Annotated in this window: 17 protein-coding genes; 9 read left to right on the top strand and 8 right to left on the bottom strand. The window is 74.7% G+C overall.

Translation table 11 applies throughout. The features are described 5' to 3' along the window. Window positions 1–85 precede the first annotated feature (85 nt). The 4 genes from ACZ34W_RS18665 to ACZ34W_RS18680 form a co-directional block, all read right to left on the bottom strand. Window positions 86–904, bottom strand: coding sequence for a 4'-phosphopantetheinyl transferase family protein (locus ACZ34W_RS18665; RefSeq protein WP_465605442.1), 819 nt, complete (start codon window positions 902–904; stop codon window positions 86–88). Further along, window positions 901–1740 (bottom strand): hypothetical protein, encoded by an 840-nt coding sequence (locus ACZ34W_RS18670; RefSeq protein ID WP_465605444.1) that lies wholly within the window; start codon window positions 1738–1740, stop codon window positions 901–903. The genes ACZ34W_RS18665 and ACZ34W_RS18670 overlap by 4 nt, the downstream gene beginning before the upstream one ends. A gap of 4 nt (window positions 1741–1744) precedes the next feature. Further along, window positions 1745–2035: an acyl carrier protein gene (locus tag ACZ34W_RS18675; RefSeq protein ID WP_329491311.1), complete on the bottom strand. Its 291-nt coding sequence runs from the start codon at window positions 2033–2035 to the stop codon at window positions 1745–1747. 108 nt (window positions 2036–2143) lie between these two features. Further along, window positions 2144–3076 carry a 3-oxoacyl-[acyl-carrier-protein] synthase III C-terminal domain-containing protein gene (locus tag ACZ34W_RS18680; protein WP_465605446.1) on the bottom strand — a complete coding sequence of 311 codons (933 nt, stop codon included), beginning with the start codon at window positions 3074–3076 and terminating at the stop codon, window positions 2144–2146. A 97-nt stretch (window positions 3077–3173) separates the two neighbouring features. On the opposite strand from ACZ34W_RS18680, the gene ACZ34W_RS18685 reads away from it, so the two are divergent. The 4 genes from ACZ34W_RS18685 (at window position 3174) to ACZ34W_RS18700 (ending at window position 6548) form a co-directional block, all read left to right on the top strand. Then, entirely contained in the window at window positions 3174–3476 is a 303-nt protein-coding gene (locus ACZ34W_RS18685) for a hypothetical protein (RefSeq protein ID WP_329491308.1), read from the top strand. After that, complete coding sequence (locus tag ACZ34W_RS18690; protein ID WP_465605449.1) at window positions 3473–4654, top strand: glycosyltransferase; 1182 nt, start codon at window positions 3473–3475, stop codon at window positions 4652–4654. Before ACZ34W_RS18685 ends, ACZ34W_RS18690 begins: the two co-directional genes overlap by 4 nt. 149 nt (window positions 4655–4803) lie before the next feature. After that, the gene (locus ACZ34W_RS18695) at window positions 4804–5760 is read left to right on the top strand and encodes an ATP-binding cassette domain-containing protein (RefSeq protein WP_352294601.1); all 957 of its coding nucleotides are present in this window, start codon (window positions 4804–4806) and stop codon (window positions 5758–5760) included. A gap of 23 nt (window positions 5761–5783) precedes the next feature. Then, window positions 5784–6548, top strand: a complete 765-nt coding sequence (locus tag ACZ34W_RS18700) for an ABC transporter permease (RefSeq protein ID WP_329491305.1) — start codon at window positions 5784–5786, stop codon at window positions 6546–6548. Window positions 6549–6625: 77 nt separating this feature from the next. Here the strand turns inward: ACZ34W_RS18700 and ACZ34W_RS18705 are convergent, their stop codons facing one another. The 4 genes from ACZ34W_RS18705 to ACZ34W_RS18720 all read right to left on the bottom strand — a co-directional run bounded on the left by ACZ34W_RS18705 (window position 6626) and on the right by ACZ34W_RS18720 (window position 11139). Continuing rightward, window positions 6626–7966, bottom strand: coding sequence for an aminotransferase-like domain-containing protein (locus tag ACZ34W_RS18705; protein ID WP_465605451.1), 1341 nt, complete (start codon window positions 7964–7966; stop codon window positions 6626–6628). After that, a complete protein-coding gene (locus ACZ34W_RS18710; protein ID WP_329491303.1) occupies window positions 7963–8901 on the bottom strand; it encodes an alpha/beta hydrolase in 939 nt (312 codons plus the stop codon). Before ACZ34W_RS18710 ends, ACZ34W_RS18705 begins: the two co-directional genes overlap by 4 nt. 201 nt (window positions 8902–9102) lie before the next feature. Further along, window positions 9103–9876 (bottom strand): class I SAM-dependent methyltransferase, encoded by a 774-nt coding sequence (locus tag ACZ34W_RS18715; RefSeq protein ID WP_359807082.1) that lies wholly within the window; start codon window positions 9874–9876, stop codon window positions 9103–9105. 147 nt (window positions 9877–10023) lie between these two features. Beyond that, window positions 10024–11139, bottom strand: a complete 1116-nt coding sequence (locus tag ACZ34W_RS18720; RefSeq protein WP_465605454.1) for an alpha-hydroxy acid oxidase — start codon at window positions 11137–11139, stop codon at window positions 10024–10026. 176 nt (window positions 11140–11315) lie between these two features. On the opposite strand from ACZ34W_RS18720, the gene ACZ34W_RS18725 reads away from it, so the two are divergent. The 5 genes from ACZ34W_RS18725 (at window position 11316) to ACZ34W_RS18745 (ending at window position 15105) form a co-directional block, all read left to right on the top strand. Next, window positions 11316–12752, top strand: a complete 1437-nt coding sequence (locus ACZ34W_RS18725) for a class I adenylate-forming enzyme family protein (RefSeq protein WP_465605456.1) — start codon at window positions 11316–11318, stop codon at window positions 12750–12752. Between the two features lie 136 nt (window positions 12753–12888). Continuing rightward, window positions 12889–13164, top strand: a complete 276-nt coding sequence (locus ACZ34W_RS18730; RefSeq protein ID WP_329491299.1) for an acyl carrier protein — start codon at window positions 12889–12891, stop codon at window positions 13162–13164. Continuing rightward, complete coding sequence (locus ACZ34W_RS18735; protein WP_465605458.1) at window positions 13161–13442, top strand: acyl carrier protein; 282 nt, start codon at window positions 13161–13163, stop codon at window positions 13440–13442. The genes ACZ34W_RS18730 and ACZ34W_RS18735 overlap by 4 nt, the downstream gene beginning before the upstream one ends. Further along, window positions 13439–14599 carry a beta-ketoacyl synthase N-terminal-like domain-containing protein gene (locus ACZ34W_RS18740; protein ID WP_465605460.1) on the top strand — a complete coding sequence of 387 codons (1161 nt, stop codon included), beginning with the start codon at window positions 13439–13441 and terminating at the stop codon, window positions 14597–14599. The genes ACZ34W_RS18735 and ACZ34W_RS18740 overlap by 4 nt, the downstream gene beginning before the upstream one ends. Beyond that, complete coding sequence (locus ACZ34W_RS18745) at window positions 14596–15105, top strand: beta-ketoacyl synthase N-terminal-like domain-containing protein (protein WP_465605462.1); 510 nt, start codon at window positions 14596–14598, stop codon at window positions 15103–15105. The genes ACZ34W_RS18740 and ACZ34W_RS18745 overlap by 4 nt, the downstream gene beginning before the upstream one ends. Window positions 15106–15204 lie beyond the last annotated feature (99 nt).

The following is a 15204-nucleotide window of genomic DNA, read 5'->3' on the forward strand; positions in this document are numbered from 1 at the left end:
GGGTTGGAGCGGAGTGCGGGTCGGGACGCTATCAGCGGCCCGACGAAGTGGTACAGACCAGATTTCTGGGGGCGCCGACGGACCGTCAGTTCCGCTGCCAGAAAGGCTGGCAGGCCTCTGACAAGGCTTTCCAGCGGTGCCGTCGCAGCCGGAACGGCTGCTCCCCGAGCACCGCCACGGCGGCGCGGAACGGCCCGGGCACCGGGACGTCGTCGAGCAGGCAGGGGCCGTCGCCGAGCGTGCCCGGGTGGGCCAGACGCAGCGGGGCCGGGCCGGAAAGCGGCAGCCCGAAGCCCTGCACCAGTCGGCCGCCGTAGGCCTTGACGCAGGCCTCCCGGCGGCACCAGAGGGTGGTGAAGCGCTCGGCCAGCACGGTGGGCGAGGCCGACCGGGCGAGGAACTCCGCCTCGGCGCCCGGGAAGTAGCGCTCGGCCACCCGGGTGGCCACCCGGGCGTCGCGGACCTCCTCGACGTCGACACCGACCGGCCGCCCCGCGGTCAGGGCCAGCACGGCCAGGGCGCCGGAGCCGGAGTAGCTGACGCCGACCCGCCCGTGCCCCACCGCCGGTTCGGGTTTGCCGTGCGGGCCGTAGCGCCAGGCGAGTTCGGCGGGGTGCAGGCCGAGGCGTTCGGCCACCAGCAGCCGGACGACGCCGTGCACCACGGTGAACCGCCGGCCGGCCACGGGATCGCGGGCGGGGCCCCGGCCGGTGGCGCGGGCGAGTTCGTCACGGTCCAGCAGGCTTCGCAGGCTCCGGACGACTTCGTCGGGCTGGTCGGTGGGGATGGTCCAGAGGTCGACCCGGTCGGCGGTGTCCGGCGTGGAGGCGGTGTCGGACGTGGAGGCGACATCGGAGGTTGAGGTGGACGCGGAGGCGGTGTCGGTGGCCGGCCCCGCCGTCACGGGCCGGCCCGAAGGGTCAGGGTGCTCAGCACACCCAGCCTGCGGTCGAAACCGGCGGCCAGCACCGGCCGCCCCTTCTCCTGCCACTCGGGCAGCCGCTCGGCCAGCTCCGCCCAGAGGCCGGTGAACGGCAGATCGGCGAACGGCAGACCGGCCGCGGCGGCCACCCCGGGGACCGGCTCGGCCGCCAGGCCGGAGCCCAGCAGGACGGCCGCGTCGGCCCCGAGGGTTCCGACCTCCGCGCCGACCACCTCGGCCGCCTTCCGGCCGTCGAGCGCGGAGAACTGACGCGCAGTCAGTTCCACGTCGGCGGTCTCGTCCAGGACGAGCACGACGACGCTGTGCCGCTCGGGCAGGTCGACCGGCGCCGCCGGCCGGTAGTGCAGCGCGGTCTGTTCCGCCAGTACCACCACCGCCCGCCGGCAGGCCCCGGTGCGCTGGTACTCGGCGGCCACCCGCAGGGCGCTGAAGGCCACCGCCGACCCCTGGTCGCAGAGGGCGAAGGCCAGCGGCGTGCCCGGGCAGGACCGGCTGAGCGCCAGCGAGCTGGGCGCCCCCGGGCGCACGTCGGGCGAGTCGAAGGCGAGGATCAGCAGGTCCACCGGCACGCCGTCGGCGAGCGCCTCGGCCAGCAGGCCCTCCGCCAGTTCCTCGTAGGAGTGGCCGACGCCCTCGGCGAGGAGGTCCTCCCGCACCGGCAGGCCGTACGGCCGGACCAGGTCCGTGACGAACACCCGCAGGTCCGGGTCGAGCGAGGTCTCCGACCTGCCGTCGAAGGACCGCGCGAGGATCCGGGTGACGCCCAGGGCGAGCGGCGGCGCGGAATCGGCGGCCACCCGGTCAGTCCTCGGGGATGATGTGCCCGGCGACGTAATCGGCCAGGCTGGTCACCGAGCGCAGGTCGTCCTCGCCGATCTGCTCGACGTCGACCTGGATGTCCAGCGTCTCCTCGACTTCGAGGATCAGCTCGATGGTGCCGGCCGAGGTCAGGCCGAGGTCGTCGAAGAGGCAGGCGTTCTCGGGGATCTCGGGGAGGTCGCGCTTGAGGACGCGCGGCAGCAGCTCGCCGATGCTCCGCAGGATCCGGTCGCGCAGCTCGACATCAGTGGTCTGGACCGCGGGTTCTGGCATGGATGTCCCGTCCCGTCGTGCGTGAGAGGTGAATGGGTGCGGCGGGCGGAGGCGTGGTCGTCCTCGCCGTGCCGATGCGTCGCCCGGGTGCGCCGAAACGACGATGCGTCAGTGTTCGACGGCCATGGCGGAGAAGGTGGCTCCGACACCGGCGGCGGCGATCAGGTAGCGGTCGCCCCGGTGGAGCAGCCCCCGCGTGGTGGCGGTGTGGAGATTGATGAGGCTGTCTGCAGCGAAACTGTGCCCGACGGAGCGCACGTTGTCCAGCACGACCTTCTCCACCGGGAACCCGATCCGTCGGCAGATCATCCGCCAGGAGGCCTGGTTGACGTTGTGCGGGAGCACCAGGGCGAGGTCCGAGAGGTCCAGACCTGCCTGGTCGAGGGCGGCCTCGATCGCCTCGATCATCACCACCGGGTACTCCCGCTGGTAGCGCGCCAGCAGGTCCGCGTCCCCGGCCAGGCGGCCGTCGAACTCGGGGCGGTGGCGGACGGCGTAGGAGAGCACCCGATTGCGCTCGCCGGTGGCCCGGACCAGGCAGGCGGCCGCGCCCTCGGCGAAGATCCCGGTCTCGGGCACCACCTGGGCGTCCTTGGTGAAGGTCTTCTCGCCGGCCAGCACCAGCGCCAGGGCCTCCGGGTCGTCCTGCCCGGCGAGCAGGCGGCCGGCCAGGTCGACGGCCAGCAGACCCACCGCACAGGCGTGGTGGGTCACCGTGAAGGCCGAGGCGTGCGCCAGGCCGTACCGGCCGAGCAGCTCGTGCAGGGGGTTGAGCGGGTACGGCACCGCCACCGGCATGCTGCGGGCGTGGATCACGAAACGGACGTGCCGTTCGCGTCCGCGCAGCTCCGGTAAGGCCTCGACGGCGGCGCCGAGCAGGTCGGGCAGCTTCCCGTCCGGGTCCAGCCGCAGCTGGTCCAGACCGTGGAAACGGCGGAAGAGTCGAAGTTGACGCGGGGTCAGGCCGATCCGCTCGCCCACTGCCTCAATGGGCACGGTGTGGTGGGGGAGGTGGACGGCCACTGCCTCCAGTGCTGTCACGCGGGCTAGTATTCCGACGCCCGACGGGTCGCACAAGTGATCTCGGGCCCTTCGCAGTCTCAATCCGCCCCCGTGCCGTCGAGCAGGTGGAGCCCCCATGACCTCTTCCGAACCCGAATCCTCCGCCGCCCAGGTCCGTCCGGAGCTGGTAGCCCTGCTGGCCCGGGCCGCCGGCGCGCCGCCCGAGTGGGCCGCGCTGGTCACCCCGCAGGCCCGGCTGGACGCCGATCTGCTGCTGGACGAGTACGAACTGACGGTGCTCGATGCCCTTTTGTGCGGGCACTTCGGGGCAGCCGCCGGCCTCGCCGCACACCGTGCCGGGCTGGACCTGGCCGAGCTGGAAGCCCTGACCGTCGCCGAGGTGCAGCGGCTGCTGCCCGCCGAGGAGCCCGTCCGATGAGCCGATTCCTGCTGGTGGTACCGCCGTTGACGGGACACGTCAATCCGGTCGTGGGGATCGCCCGTGAGCTGGCCGCGCGCGGCCACGAGGTCGCCTGGACCGGCACCGAGTCGGTCCTGCGGCCGCTGCTCGGCCCCGGGGCGGTCGTCCTGGGGACGGGCACCCGGGCGTTCCGGACGCAGGGCGGGCACGGACTGGCCGCCCTGCGCTCGCTCTGGGAGGGCTTCATCGTCCCCTACGCGCGGTTCACCGCGAAGCCGTTGGACGCGGCGGTGCGGGAGTACCGGCCGGACGCGCTGCTGGTCGACCAGCACACGCCCGCGGGCGCGCTGGTCGCCCACCGGCACGGTCTGCCGTGGGCCAGCCTGGCGCCGGGCGCGATGGAGCTGGGGCGGCCGTTCCGGGCGCTGCCGAAGGTCGAGGCCTGGATGACCGGGCTGCTCACCGGGCTCTGGCGACGGGCCGGACTGCCGGAGGAGGAGTACACCGACCCGCGCTTCTCCCCCGCCCTCGTCCTGGCGACGACCGGTCCCGCGCTGGCCGGTCCGGCACCGCTCCCGGCCCACTACGCCCTGGTCGGGCCGGTGCTCGCCGAACGGCCGGCCGACCCGGCCTTCCCCTGGGAACGGCTGGAGCCGGGCCGGCGCCGGGTCCTGGTCACCATGGGGACGCTGGCCGGAGACCTCGGCGCGGACTTCCACGCCCGGGCCGTCCGGGCCCTGGCGCTGTGCGGGGACGACGTCCAGCCGGTGATCGCCGCGCCCGCCGCCCTGCTGCCCGAACTGCCCCGCCACGCGGTGGCCGTGGACCGGGCGCCGGTGCTGGAGCTGATGGCGCGGGGAGCGCTGGACGCGGTGCTGTGCCACGGCGGGATGAACACCGTCGGCGAGGCGCTGGCGCACGGGATCCCGCTGGTCACCGCACCCATCCGACACGACCAGCCGTTCGTCGCGGCCCAGGTGGCGGCGGCCGGCGCCGGGCTGCGGGTGCCGTTCGCGCGCGTCACGCCCGAGGGGCTGGCGGCCGCGCTGCGCACCGTCCTCGACGCGCCGGAGCACGGCGCGGCGGCCGCCCGGGTGGGCGCCGAACTGCGGTCCGGCGGCGGGGCCCTGACGGCGGCCGACCGACTGGAGGCGCTGGTCGGAACCGGGGCAGAACGATCGAATCCATTGGTCTAGGCCATTGTATCCGGGGCGCCGCAGACCCTAGTGTGGCGCGAAGCACCGCTTCCCAGGTGCCCCGGCCACCTTCCCCGCACGGACCGTCCAGCCCTGTGTGCGCTGGACGTCGTCGACGTGGCACATCCATCCCCGCACGGGAGTTCTGGTTGATCGAGACCAAAGGACTTCGCAAGTCCTATCCGTCCAAACAACGCGGCCAGGCTGCCGTCGACGCCGTCCGCGGCATCGACCTGGACGTGGCCGCAGGCGAGATCTTCGGCTTTCTCGGGCCCAACGGCGCCGGTAAGACGACCACCCTGCGCATGCTCGCCACCCTCATCCGGCCGGACGGCGGTGCGGTCCGGATCGCCGGCGCCGACCTGCTGACCGACCCGGCCGGAGTCCGGCAGCGGATCGGCTACGTCGCCCAGGGCGGCGGCACCGCCGACGCCGTCACCGCCCGCGAGGAGCTGGTGATGCAGGCCCGGATGTACGGCGCCCGCAAGACCCTGGCCCAGCAACGGGCCGAGGAGGCCCTGAAGGCCTTCGGGCTCACCGAGTTCGGCGACCGCGCGTGCCGCACCTACTCGGGCGGCCAGCGCCGCCGGCTGGACATCGCACTGGGCGTCATCCACGCGCCGCGGGTGCTCTTCCTCGACGAACCCACCGTCGGGCTCGACCCGGCCAGCCGGGTGCAGGTGTGGGCGGAGATCCGCCGCCTGAACGCCGAGGGCCTGACCGTCGTGGTGACCACGCACTACCTGGAGGAGGCCGACGCGCTCTGCGACCGGGTGGCGATCGTCGACCACGGCGAGGTCGTCGCCGAGGGGACCCCGGAGAGCCTGAAGCGGGAGATCTCGGGCGACGTCGTCCTGGTCGGCCTGGCGGCCGGCGAGGCCGAACGCGCCACCAAGGCGCTGCGGGAACAGCCGTACCTCCACCGCCTGGAGACCCAGGGCGAGGACGACCTGCGGCTCTACCTCGACGACGGCGCGGCCGCGATCCCGCGACTGCTGCGCGCCCTCGACGGGGCGGGCGTCGTGCCCGGCACCGTGCAGCTGCAGCGGCCCAGCCTGGACGACGTGTTCCTGGCCCGGACGGGCCGTTCCATCGAGCAGTCCTGAGCACTGATCCCCGAGAGGCCCCCATGAAGCTCGCCCGCGACACCTGGCTGGTCTTCCAGCGACAGCTGCTGATCATGTGGCGAACCCCGATCTGGATCGCCGTCGGGCTGATCCAGCCCCTCTTCTACCTGCTGCTGTTCGCCCCGCTGCTCAAGACGGTGCTGGCGCCGATGGGCGCGATCACCTACGCCGACGCCTACCAGATCTACGTACCGGGCCTGTTGGCGGTGCTCTGCATCTTCGGCGGCCTGTACACCGGCTTCAGCCTGCTCGGCGAGCTGAAGGCCGGGATCATCGAACGGTCCCGGGTGACCCCGGTGAGCCGGCTGGCGCTGCTGCTCGGCCGGGCGCTGCGCGAGACGGTGGCGCTGCTCGTCCAGGCCGTCCTGATCACCCTGATCGCGCTGCCGTTCGGGCTGCGGGTGGCACCGCTGGACCTGCTGCTGGCGTACCTGCTGCTCGGCCTGCTGGCCCTGATGACCTCGGCGATCTCCTACGGCATCGCGCTGGTGCTCCCGGCCGACGAGGCGATGGCGCCGGTGGTGAACACCCTCGCGCAGCCGATCGCGCTGCTCTCCGGCGTCCTGCTGCCGCTGGTGCTGGCGCCGGTGTGGCTGCAGAACGTGGCCAAGTGGAACCCCTTCTACTGGGCCGTGGAAGGCATGCGAGCGCTGTTCTCCGGCCATGTCGGGGACAGCGTGGTCTGGCAGGGGCTGCTGGTGGTCGTCCTGATGACGGTGGTGTCCGTGTACTGGTCGGCCCGCTTGTTCTCGACCCGGGTGCGCTGAGCCCCGCGCGTTCCCCGTGCGGTACGAGGGCGGGGCCGGGGCTTCCTCAAGCCCCGGCCCCGCCCTCGTCCGTGTCGCTACCGGGCCTGCGCCCGGATGAAGCGGGCCAGCTCGGCGACGCCGGCGTCGATCTGGTCCTCCGTCAGCGAACTGACCGAGAGCCGGAGCCGGTGCTCTCCCCCGCCCGCCGGGTAGAACGGCGCCATCGGCGTCCAGAGCACTCCGAAGTCCCTGGCGCACCGCTCCATGGCCGCTTCGTCGGCCGTGAAGGGCACCGTCAGCACGGCGAAGAAGCCGCCCTCCGGCTCGTTCCAGGACAGGCCCAGCCGCCGGCGCTCCGCCGCCGGGAACTCCCGCTCCAGGGCGCCCAGCAGCGCCGTCATGTTGGCCGCGTAGTAGGCCGTCGCACGGGCGTTGGCGGCGCGCAGCCGGCAGTCGTGGCGCAGCAGCATGCCGCCGATGACGGCCTGGCTGAGCGCGGGCGTGTTCACCGTCGTCATGCTCTTCAGCTTCGCCAGCTCGTCGGCGAGCAGCGAGCGCCGGCCGCCGGGGCCGGCCACCTCCTGGTCGGCGACGACGTAGCCGAGCCGGGCGCCGGGGAAGCAGGTCTTGGCGAAGGAGCCGAGGTAGACGACCTGCCGGCGGCGGTCCAGCGCCTTCAGGGTCGGCCGCTCGCCCGGGTCACGGGCGAAGAAGCCGTACGGGTTGTCCTCGATGACCAGCAGCCCCTCCGCGGCGGTGGTCTCCAGCAGCCTCGCCCGGGCGCCGACGGGCATGCTGGTGCCCGAGGGGTTGGCGAAGTCGGGCACCACGTAGAGGGCCCGCGGTCGCCCGCCCCCGGCCCGGACGGCCCGGGCGGCTGCCCGGACGGCCTGCGGGTCGGGGCCGCCGTCGGGGCCCTCGGGCACCGGGACGGTGGTCAGGTCGAGCAGCCGGGCGGCGCCGGTGACGCCGACGTAGCAGGGCGAACTGACCAGCAGGACGTCCTGCGGGCCGGCGCAGAGGGCGCGCAGCGTCAGCAGCATGCCCTCCTGGGCGCCGACGGTGAGCACCAGGGACTCGGGGGCGACGATGAGGCCCTCGTCGTTGGCCAGGGTGCGGGCGACCAGGTCGGCGATGACGCCCTTGGTCGGGCCGTACTGGAACAGCGTGGTGCGCACGGCGTCCCGGTCGAGGCCGCGGGCCGCCAGGTGGTCCAGATAGGCGTCCAGGTGGCCGTGGACGTCCTCCGGCTCGAAGAAGCCCTCGTAGGGGCGGCCGGGGGCGAAGGAGACGGCCCCGGGGTAGCGGGTGGTGACCTCGTTGAGGAAGGTCATCGCGTCCAGCAGCGGATCCGACAGCGAGGCGTGCAGTCCGGACAGCGCGAGGGGCTCGACGGCCGGGGCGCCGGGCGGGGCGAGCGGGCGCAGGGCGGTCACCGCAGGGCCTCGCGCAGCCGATCGGCGGCGTACCGCTGGGCCTCGCCGGCCGCGTCCAGGACGCCCGTCATGGCGAAGAAGCCGTGCGGCATGCCCGCGAACCGGCGGGACTCGACCGGGACGCCGGCTGCCCGCAGCGCGTCGGCGTAGTGCTCCCCCTCCTCGCACAGCGGGTCGTACTCCGCGGTGATCACGGTGGCGGGCGGCAGCCCGGCCAGGCTCGGGGCGCGCAGCGGGGAGGCGTAGGGGTGGGCGCCGTCGGCGGGATCGGCCAGGTAGTGGCCCCAGTACCAGGCCACCGAGCGGCGGTTGAAGAGCAGCGGGTCGTCGTGCCGCTCCGGCGGTGCGGCGGCGACCGCGCGGTGGTCGGTGTTGGGGTAGACCAGCAGCTGGTGGCGCAGGGCCGGGCCGCCCTCGTCCCGGGCGAGCAGGGTGAGGGCGGCGGTCAGGTTGCCCCCGGCGCTGTCGCCGCCGACGGCCAGCCGGGCCGGGTCGACACCGAGGGCGTCGGCGTTCCCGGCCAACCAGCGGGCGGCGGCGCGGCAGTCGTGGACGGCCGCGGGGAAGGGGTGCTCGGGGGCCAGGCGGTAGCCGACGGAGGCGGTGACGCAGCCGACGGCGTTGGTCAGCCGGCGGCAGATCGCGTCGCTGGTGTCGGGCGAGCCGAGGGTCCAGCCGCCGCCGAAGAGGTAGAGCAGCGCGGGCAGCGGCCGGCCGGCCGGCTCGGGGCGGTAGAGCCGCAGGGCGAGCTCGCCGCCGGGGCCGGGGATCCGGTGCTCCTCGACGGCGGCGACGGGCTCGGGGGTGCCGGCGGCGGCCCGGATGTCGGCGAGGTCGGCGGCGCGGGCCTGGGCCGGGGTGAGGCTGTAGAGCGGGGGTGTGCCGGCCTGCGCACGGCGTTCGCGCAGGGCCTGGGCCTGGGGGTGCAAGGGCATGGTCATCCCATCGGACGGCGGCGGTCGGGCGCTCCTGCTCGGAGCCTGCCCGGTCGGTCACGCCCGGACAGGTTCGCGGAGGGGAGTCCTGGGGCTTGTCCGAGCAGTTCGCGTCGCAAAAGCGCGGCGGGGGGTGTCGGACAACTCCTAGGGGGTGCTGGCAAAGTCGCGTCGGATCAGGCGGGACTTCGCCGACACTCCCTAGCGGTCGGCCTCGACGTAGATCGTCTCGTCGGTGCGGAACGCGGTGTCGAGGTCGGCGACGTCGGCGCGGACGCCCTGCCGGTAGGCGCAGTGCCGGATCGCGTCGGCCTCGAAGCCGGCCTGGGTGAGGACGTGCCGCAGCTCGTCCAGGTCGTAGATCCACTGGTGGCCGTAGTACCGGAAGATCTGGTTGACCAGGAAGGCCGGGCGCGGCGGCATCGGCGGGCCGAACCCCATGGTGGTGAGGCGCCGGCGGTGCTTGGTGAGGAAGCCGTCGTCGGTCGCGTAGCCGACCAGGTAGCGGGCCAGGTCGGGGGTGGTGACGCGCAGCACGCCGCCGGGGCGCAGCACCCGCCGGGCCTCGCGCAGCCAGCCGATCGCGACCGGCATGGTGACGTGCTCGATCAGGTGCTCGGCGTAGACCCAGTCCACGCTGGCGTCCGCGAAGGGCAGCGGGCGGCCGATGTCGAGCTGGGTGAACCAGCGGTCGCCGTCGACGCGGTAGAGGGTGCCGGGTTCGGTACTGGCGCCGGGGCTGCGCAGGGCGGTCAGGTCGGTGCCGAGGCCTTCCGGGTGGGCCGTCCGGAAGGCGGCGAACTCGATTCCGGTGATGCCGAGTTCGCGGAAGCCCTGGTGGTCCCGCGGGAGGCCGCCGGCGGCCGGTTCGAGCTTCTCGCAGGTGGCGACGTCGGCGCTGAACGCGTCGAGGCGGACGGCGAGGCCGTCCGGGTCGTCCCAGTCCCAGCCGGGGAAGGCGTCCTGGTTCTTCATGTCGTCGGTCTCTCTGTCGGGCGTGCGGTGCTTCGGCCCGGAACTTCGGTCCGGAGCTCGGTGCGGGGCCGCGCGGTGGGGCGGGGGGCCGGGCGCGGGGGGAGGGGCGGGGGCCGCGCGGTGGGGCGGGGGGCCGGGGTCGCGCCGTCAGGCGGTGGGCCGGGGCGCGGGGGCGGCGGGCCAGGGCGCGAGGGCGCTGCGGTCCAGGTCCGCGAGGGTGGGCCGGCCCAGCAGGGCCAGCGTGTGCTCGAGTTCGTCGCGGAGCAGGTCGAGGACGCGGACCACTCCCGCCTCGCCGTCGACGGCGAGCCCCCACAGCACGGGGCGGCCGACCAGGACGGCCCGGGCGCCGAGCGCGAGGGCGACGGCGATGTCGGTGCCGGTGCGGACGCCGCCGTCGAGCAGCACCGGGACCTCCGGCGGGAGCGCGGCGACCACCTCGGGCAGCGCCGCCAGCGCCGGGAGCGCACCGTCCAGTTGACGGCCGCCGTGGTTGGAGACCACCACGGCGTCCACCCCGTGTTCGGCGGCGAGCCGGGCGTCCTCGGCGGTCAGGATGCCCTTGAGGACCAGCGGGAGGCGGGTGCGGGCCCGCAGCCAGGCCAGGTCGGACCAGGTCAGGCTGGGGTCGAACTGCTCCAGGGCGTGCTCGGCGATGCCGGAGGAGCCCGCGTCGGCCCGGTGGCTGGCGGCCATCAGCGCGGGGTCGAGGTTGACGGCGCGGATGTCCGGCGGAACGGCGAAGCCGTTGCGCAGGTCGCGCAGCCGGCGGCCGATCCGGGGCGCGTCCACGGTCAGCATGAGCGCGGCGAAGCCGGCCGCCTCGGCCCGCTCGATCAGGGCGGCGAGCGCGTCGCGCCGGCGCAGCCAGTAGAGCTGCAACCAGAGCGGCCCGGTGGCCGCGGCCGCGATGGACTCCAGGCTGCGGCTGGCGAAGATTCCGGCGACCAGCACCGCGCCGGCCCGGCCGGCTGCCCGGGCGGTCACGGTTTCCCCGTCCGAATGGACCAGCCGGTGGTAGGCCATCGGGGCAATTGCGAGTGGCGTCCGGAGCTCGGTTCCGAGCAGCGGGACGGCGGTCGAGCAGGTCGAGACGTCGACCAGCGTGCGGGGGCGCAGTGCATAGTGACCGAACATTTCCCGGTTGGCCGCCAGGGTGCGTTCGGATCCACTGCCACCCTCGATGAAGTCCCATATTTCCGGTGGTAGTTGGGCGCGCGCCGCGCGCTCCATCCCAGCCAGCGTGAGTAGTCCCACGGGCATCCTCGTTCCCGGACGGCCGCGCTCGGACCAGTCCCGCTTCGGCAGCGTAGAAGGTACGGACCAGATTGGTATAGACCTTGATTTGACCAAACGTCTGTGCAAAGGTCTGGCAACGGAATTGACCGTATTGGTTTGAGAACGGCGTCCATGTCAAATCTCCTCTCCGTGGAGTGGCGTTGACCGGCATTTCCCTCCCCGCACTTCCACCCTCCTCACCGCCGCACGCCGACGCCCCGGACGACTGGGTGGCACGGTTCCTGCTGGCCGGCCCCGAGGACGCGGAGTGCCTGCGCTTCGGCACACCCGTCGACCGCGCCACCCTGCGCGCCCTGGTCGACGAGCAGGCCGCACGGCTGACCGCGGCCGGCCTCGGCCCCGGCGGCACCGCGGCGCTGCGACTGCCGCCCTCCCTGGGCTTCGTCGCCGCGCTGCTCGCCTGCTGGCAACTGCGCGCCCAGGTAACCCTGCTGGACCATCGGCTGACCGACCACGAGATCGCCCTGGCGGTCGAACGGCTGACCCCGCAGGTGCTGGTAGGGTCCGAGCACCGGCCCTCGGCGGCGCTGCGCGGCTTCTCCGAGGTCGAGCCGGTGGCCGTCCGGCTACCGGGCGGGCGACCTGCCCGGACCGGCCACGCGCTGGTCCAGCTCAGCTCCGGGTCCACCGGCCCGGCCAAGGTCATCGCCCGCACCGCCGGCGACCTGCTCCGTGAACTCGACTGCTACCGGCGGTTGGCGGACTTCCCCGGCGAAGGCGAGCGGGTGCTGCTGCTCTCCTCGATGGTGCACGTGCTCGGACTGGTCGGCGGACTGCTGAACGGCCTGTACGCCCACGCGCCGCTCACCGTGCCGGAGCGGATGACGGCGGCGGGCATCCTGGCCGCCGTCGGCGACGAGGGGGAACGGCCGACCACCGTGATCGGTGTCCCCTTCCACGCCGAACTGCTGGCCGGTGTGGCCGCGCCCCCGGCGCTGCCACGGCTGCGCCGGATGGTGGTGGCCGGGGAGCTGGTCCGCCCGGGCCTGCCGGCGGCCTTCACCGCCCGGTACGGCGTACCGCTGGGCACCATGTACGGGATGACCGAGCTCGGCGTCATCGCCACCGATCTGGACGGCGCGCTGCACCCGGCGAAGCGTCCCGTGCACGGCATGGAACTGCGCCTGGTGGCAGGCGAGTTGCAGCTGAGAACGGCCGCCTCGCCGTACCCTGGGCTGGACGACCCGACCCGGTGGTCGGACGGCTGGCTGCACACCCGCGACGCCGCGGAGCTGGACCGGGCCACCGGGCTGGTCACCGTGCTGGGCCGGCGGGACTCCCAGGTCTCGATCGGCGGGCTGAAGGTGGACCTCACCGAGGTCGAACTGATCCTGGCCACCCTGCCCCAGGTCCGCGAGGCCGTCGTGGTCTTCGACGAGGGCGCCATCGAGGCGTACCTCGCCGCCGACCAGGACGCCGACCACGCGCTGGTCCGGGACGGGCTGACCCGGCGGCTCGCCGCCTACAAGCGGCCCCGCCGGCTGTCCTTCCTCCCGCAACTCCCGCGCACCGCCACCGGAAAGCTGCTGCGCGACCCGGCCGCCCTGCGGGCGACCGCCGCCGAACCGCCCCGCTGACCGGCCCCGCCGGGAGGCGCCGGACAGACCCGCCGCACCCGGACCGCCGCGTCCCCGACTCCCCACCGCTTCTCCCCGCCGCTTGCTTCTCCCCCGACGATCCGCGCGCCGCTGCGCGCGAGTACAGGAGCACACCATGCAGGACCGCATCCGCGAGTTCGTCCTCGCCGCCCTGACCGAGATGCAGTACGACGTCTCCGAGGTCACCGGCGACACCGACCTCGGCCCGGCCGGGCTCGACCTGGAGTCGCTCGCGCTGGCCGACCTCTCGGTCCAGGTCGAGGACGAGTTCGGGATCAAGTTCGACTTCGACGAGATGGAGAGCACCGCGCTGATGACGCTCGACGAGTTCACCGCCGACGTCGCCAAGCGCTTCGCCGCCGTCACCGCCACCTCCGGCAGCCCCGCGTGACCGAGCCCGTCCTCCCCGACCGGGCCGAGGTACTGACGATCCTGGCGGCGTTCGGGCAGCGCGCCGCCGACACCGTCCCCGAGGAACTCGGCTCCCTGGAACTCACTTGGCTGATAGCCGAGTTCGAGCAGCGCTACGGCATCGAGCCGGATCTCGACGACGAACGCTTCGAGGCGATCCGGACGGTGGACGACGCCGTCGAGGTGCTCCGCTCCGCCGTCCTCGCGGCGGCCGCCGGCGCCCTGCCGGAACGGACCGCAGGGGTCGCGCAGTCATGACCGGCCACGCTCCGCCCGCCGTCCGGCCCGTGGTCACCGGTGTCGGCGTGCTCAGCGCGGCCGGCACCGGGCTGGACGCGCTCACCGACGCGGCCGCCCTCGGCAAGACCGCGTTCACCACGGTGACCAGGTTCGACGTCTCCGCGCGCCGGACCACCCGGGCCGCGCTGCTGGCCGAGCCGGTGCCGCTGGCCGACGCCGTCCTCGCCGCCGTGGACCAGGCCTGCCGCCAGGCCGGCCTGCCCGCCGGGCGCGGCGGTGACGGCCCCGACGGCGACGGCTGGACCGCGGCGGACCGGGAGGGCATGCCCGTCCTGCTCGCCCTGCACAGTGACCTCCACACCCGGGACGTCACCGCCGCCGTCGCCGCCGGGGCCACCGCCGCCTGGGGGACCGCCGGCGTCACCCGCGTCTACACCGGTGCCTGCGTCGCCGCCGGCACCGCCGTGGCCGACGCCGCCGCCCTGGTGGCCGCCGGCCGCCACCCCCGGGTGCTGGTCGCCGCCGGCCACCTGGTGGAGCCGGGCGTCTTCGCCGCCTTCGACGCCGGCCGGGCGCTGGCCCGGGACGGCGAGCTGCGCCCGTTCAGCGCCGGCCGGACCGGCACCCTGCTCGGCGACGCGGCCGCCGCCGTGGTCGTCGAGGCGGAGCCGCGGGCCGAGCTGCGCGGCGCACCCGTGCTCGCCCGGCTGGCCGGCTGGGGCCGGTCCGGGGACGCCCACCACGTCTGCCGCCCGGAGCCGAGCGGCGACGGCGTCGCCCGCGCCGTCGGGGCCGCGCTCGCCCGGGCGGGCCTCGCCCCGGACGAGGTCGGCTACGTCAACGCCAACGGCACCGGTTCGCCGCTGTCCGACCGGGCCGAGGCCAATGCCCTGCACCAGGTGTTCGGCGCGCACGCCGGGCGGCTCCCGGTGAGCTCCAGCAAGGCCGTCCACGGGCACGCCCTGGAGGCCTCCGCCCTGCTCGAACTCGCCGTCACCATCGGGGCGTTGCGCGACGGGCGACTCCCGGTGAACGCCGGCTGGCTCGGCCCGGACCCGGACGTCGGGCTGGACCTCGTGCTGGACGGCCCGCGCGCCGACCGGCCACGCTACGCGCTGACGCTCAACTCCGCCTTCGGCGGCGCCAACACCGCACTCCTGGTGGCGACCCGGTGACCGCACTGCGCGTCCTCGCCGAAGCCCGCTGGCCGGAGCCGGGCCACCACGAGCCGCTCCCGCCGATCCCCGGCTTCACCGCCTCCTCCTTCAATCCGCTGGTCGCCGAGACCGCCGAGCGCTGCCTGCGCGCCCGGCACGGCAGCGCCCCGGCCCCCGGCCGGACCGCCCTGCTGCTGGCCAGCGCGGGCGGCGACCGCGCCACCGCCCGCGCCATCGACGACGCCGCCGCCTCCGGGGGGCGGGTGCCGCCCCTGCTGTTCTTCCAGTCCAACCCGAACGCCGTGCTCGGACACATCGCCGCCCGCTGGGGCCTGACCGGGCCGGTGGTGTCGGTCAGCCCGGCCGACTCCGTACCCGGCCTGGTGCCGCAGGACGCGCTCGACCTGGCGGCGCTGCTCCTCGCGGACGGCGACGCGGACCAGGTGCTCGTCGTCGCCGCCGAGCAGGCGGAGTCCGCCGGGGGAACGGACCGGGCCGCCGCCGTCCTGGTCACGGCCGGCTGACCCGCGCCGCCCCGCCACCGCACACCACGCCGCCTCCGTACCCCGCCACCCCGTATCGCCCGCACCGCCATCGAGCGAGCGGCGCACCCGACGCGCCCC

The sequence above is a fragment of the Kitasatospora sp. NPDC022856 genome, assembly GCF_055561235.1.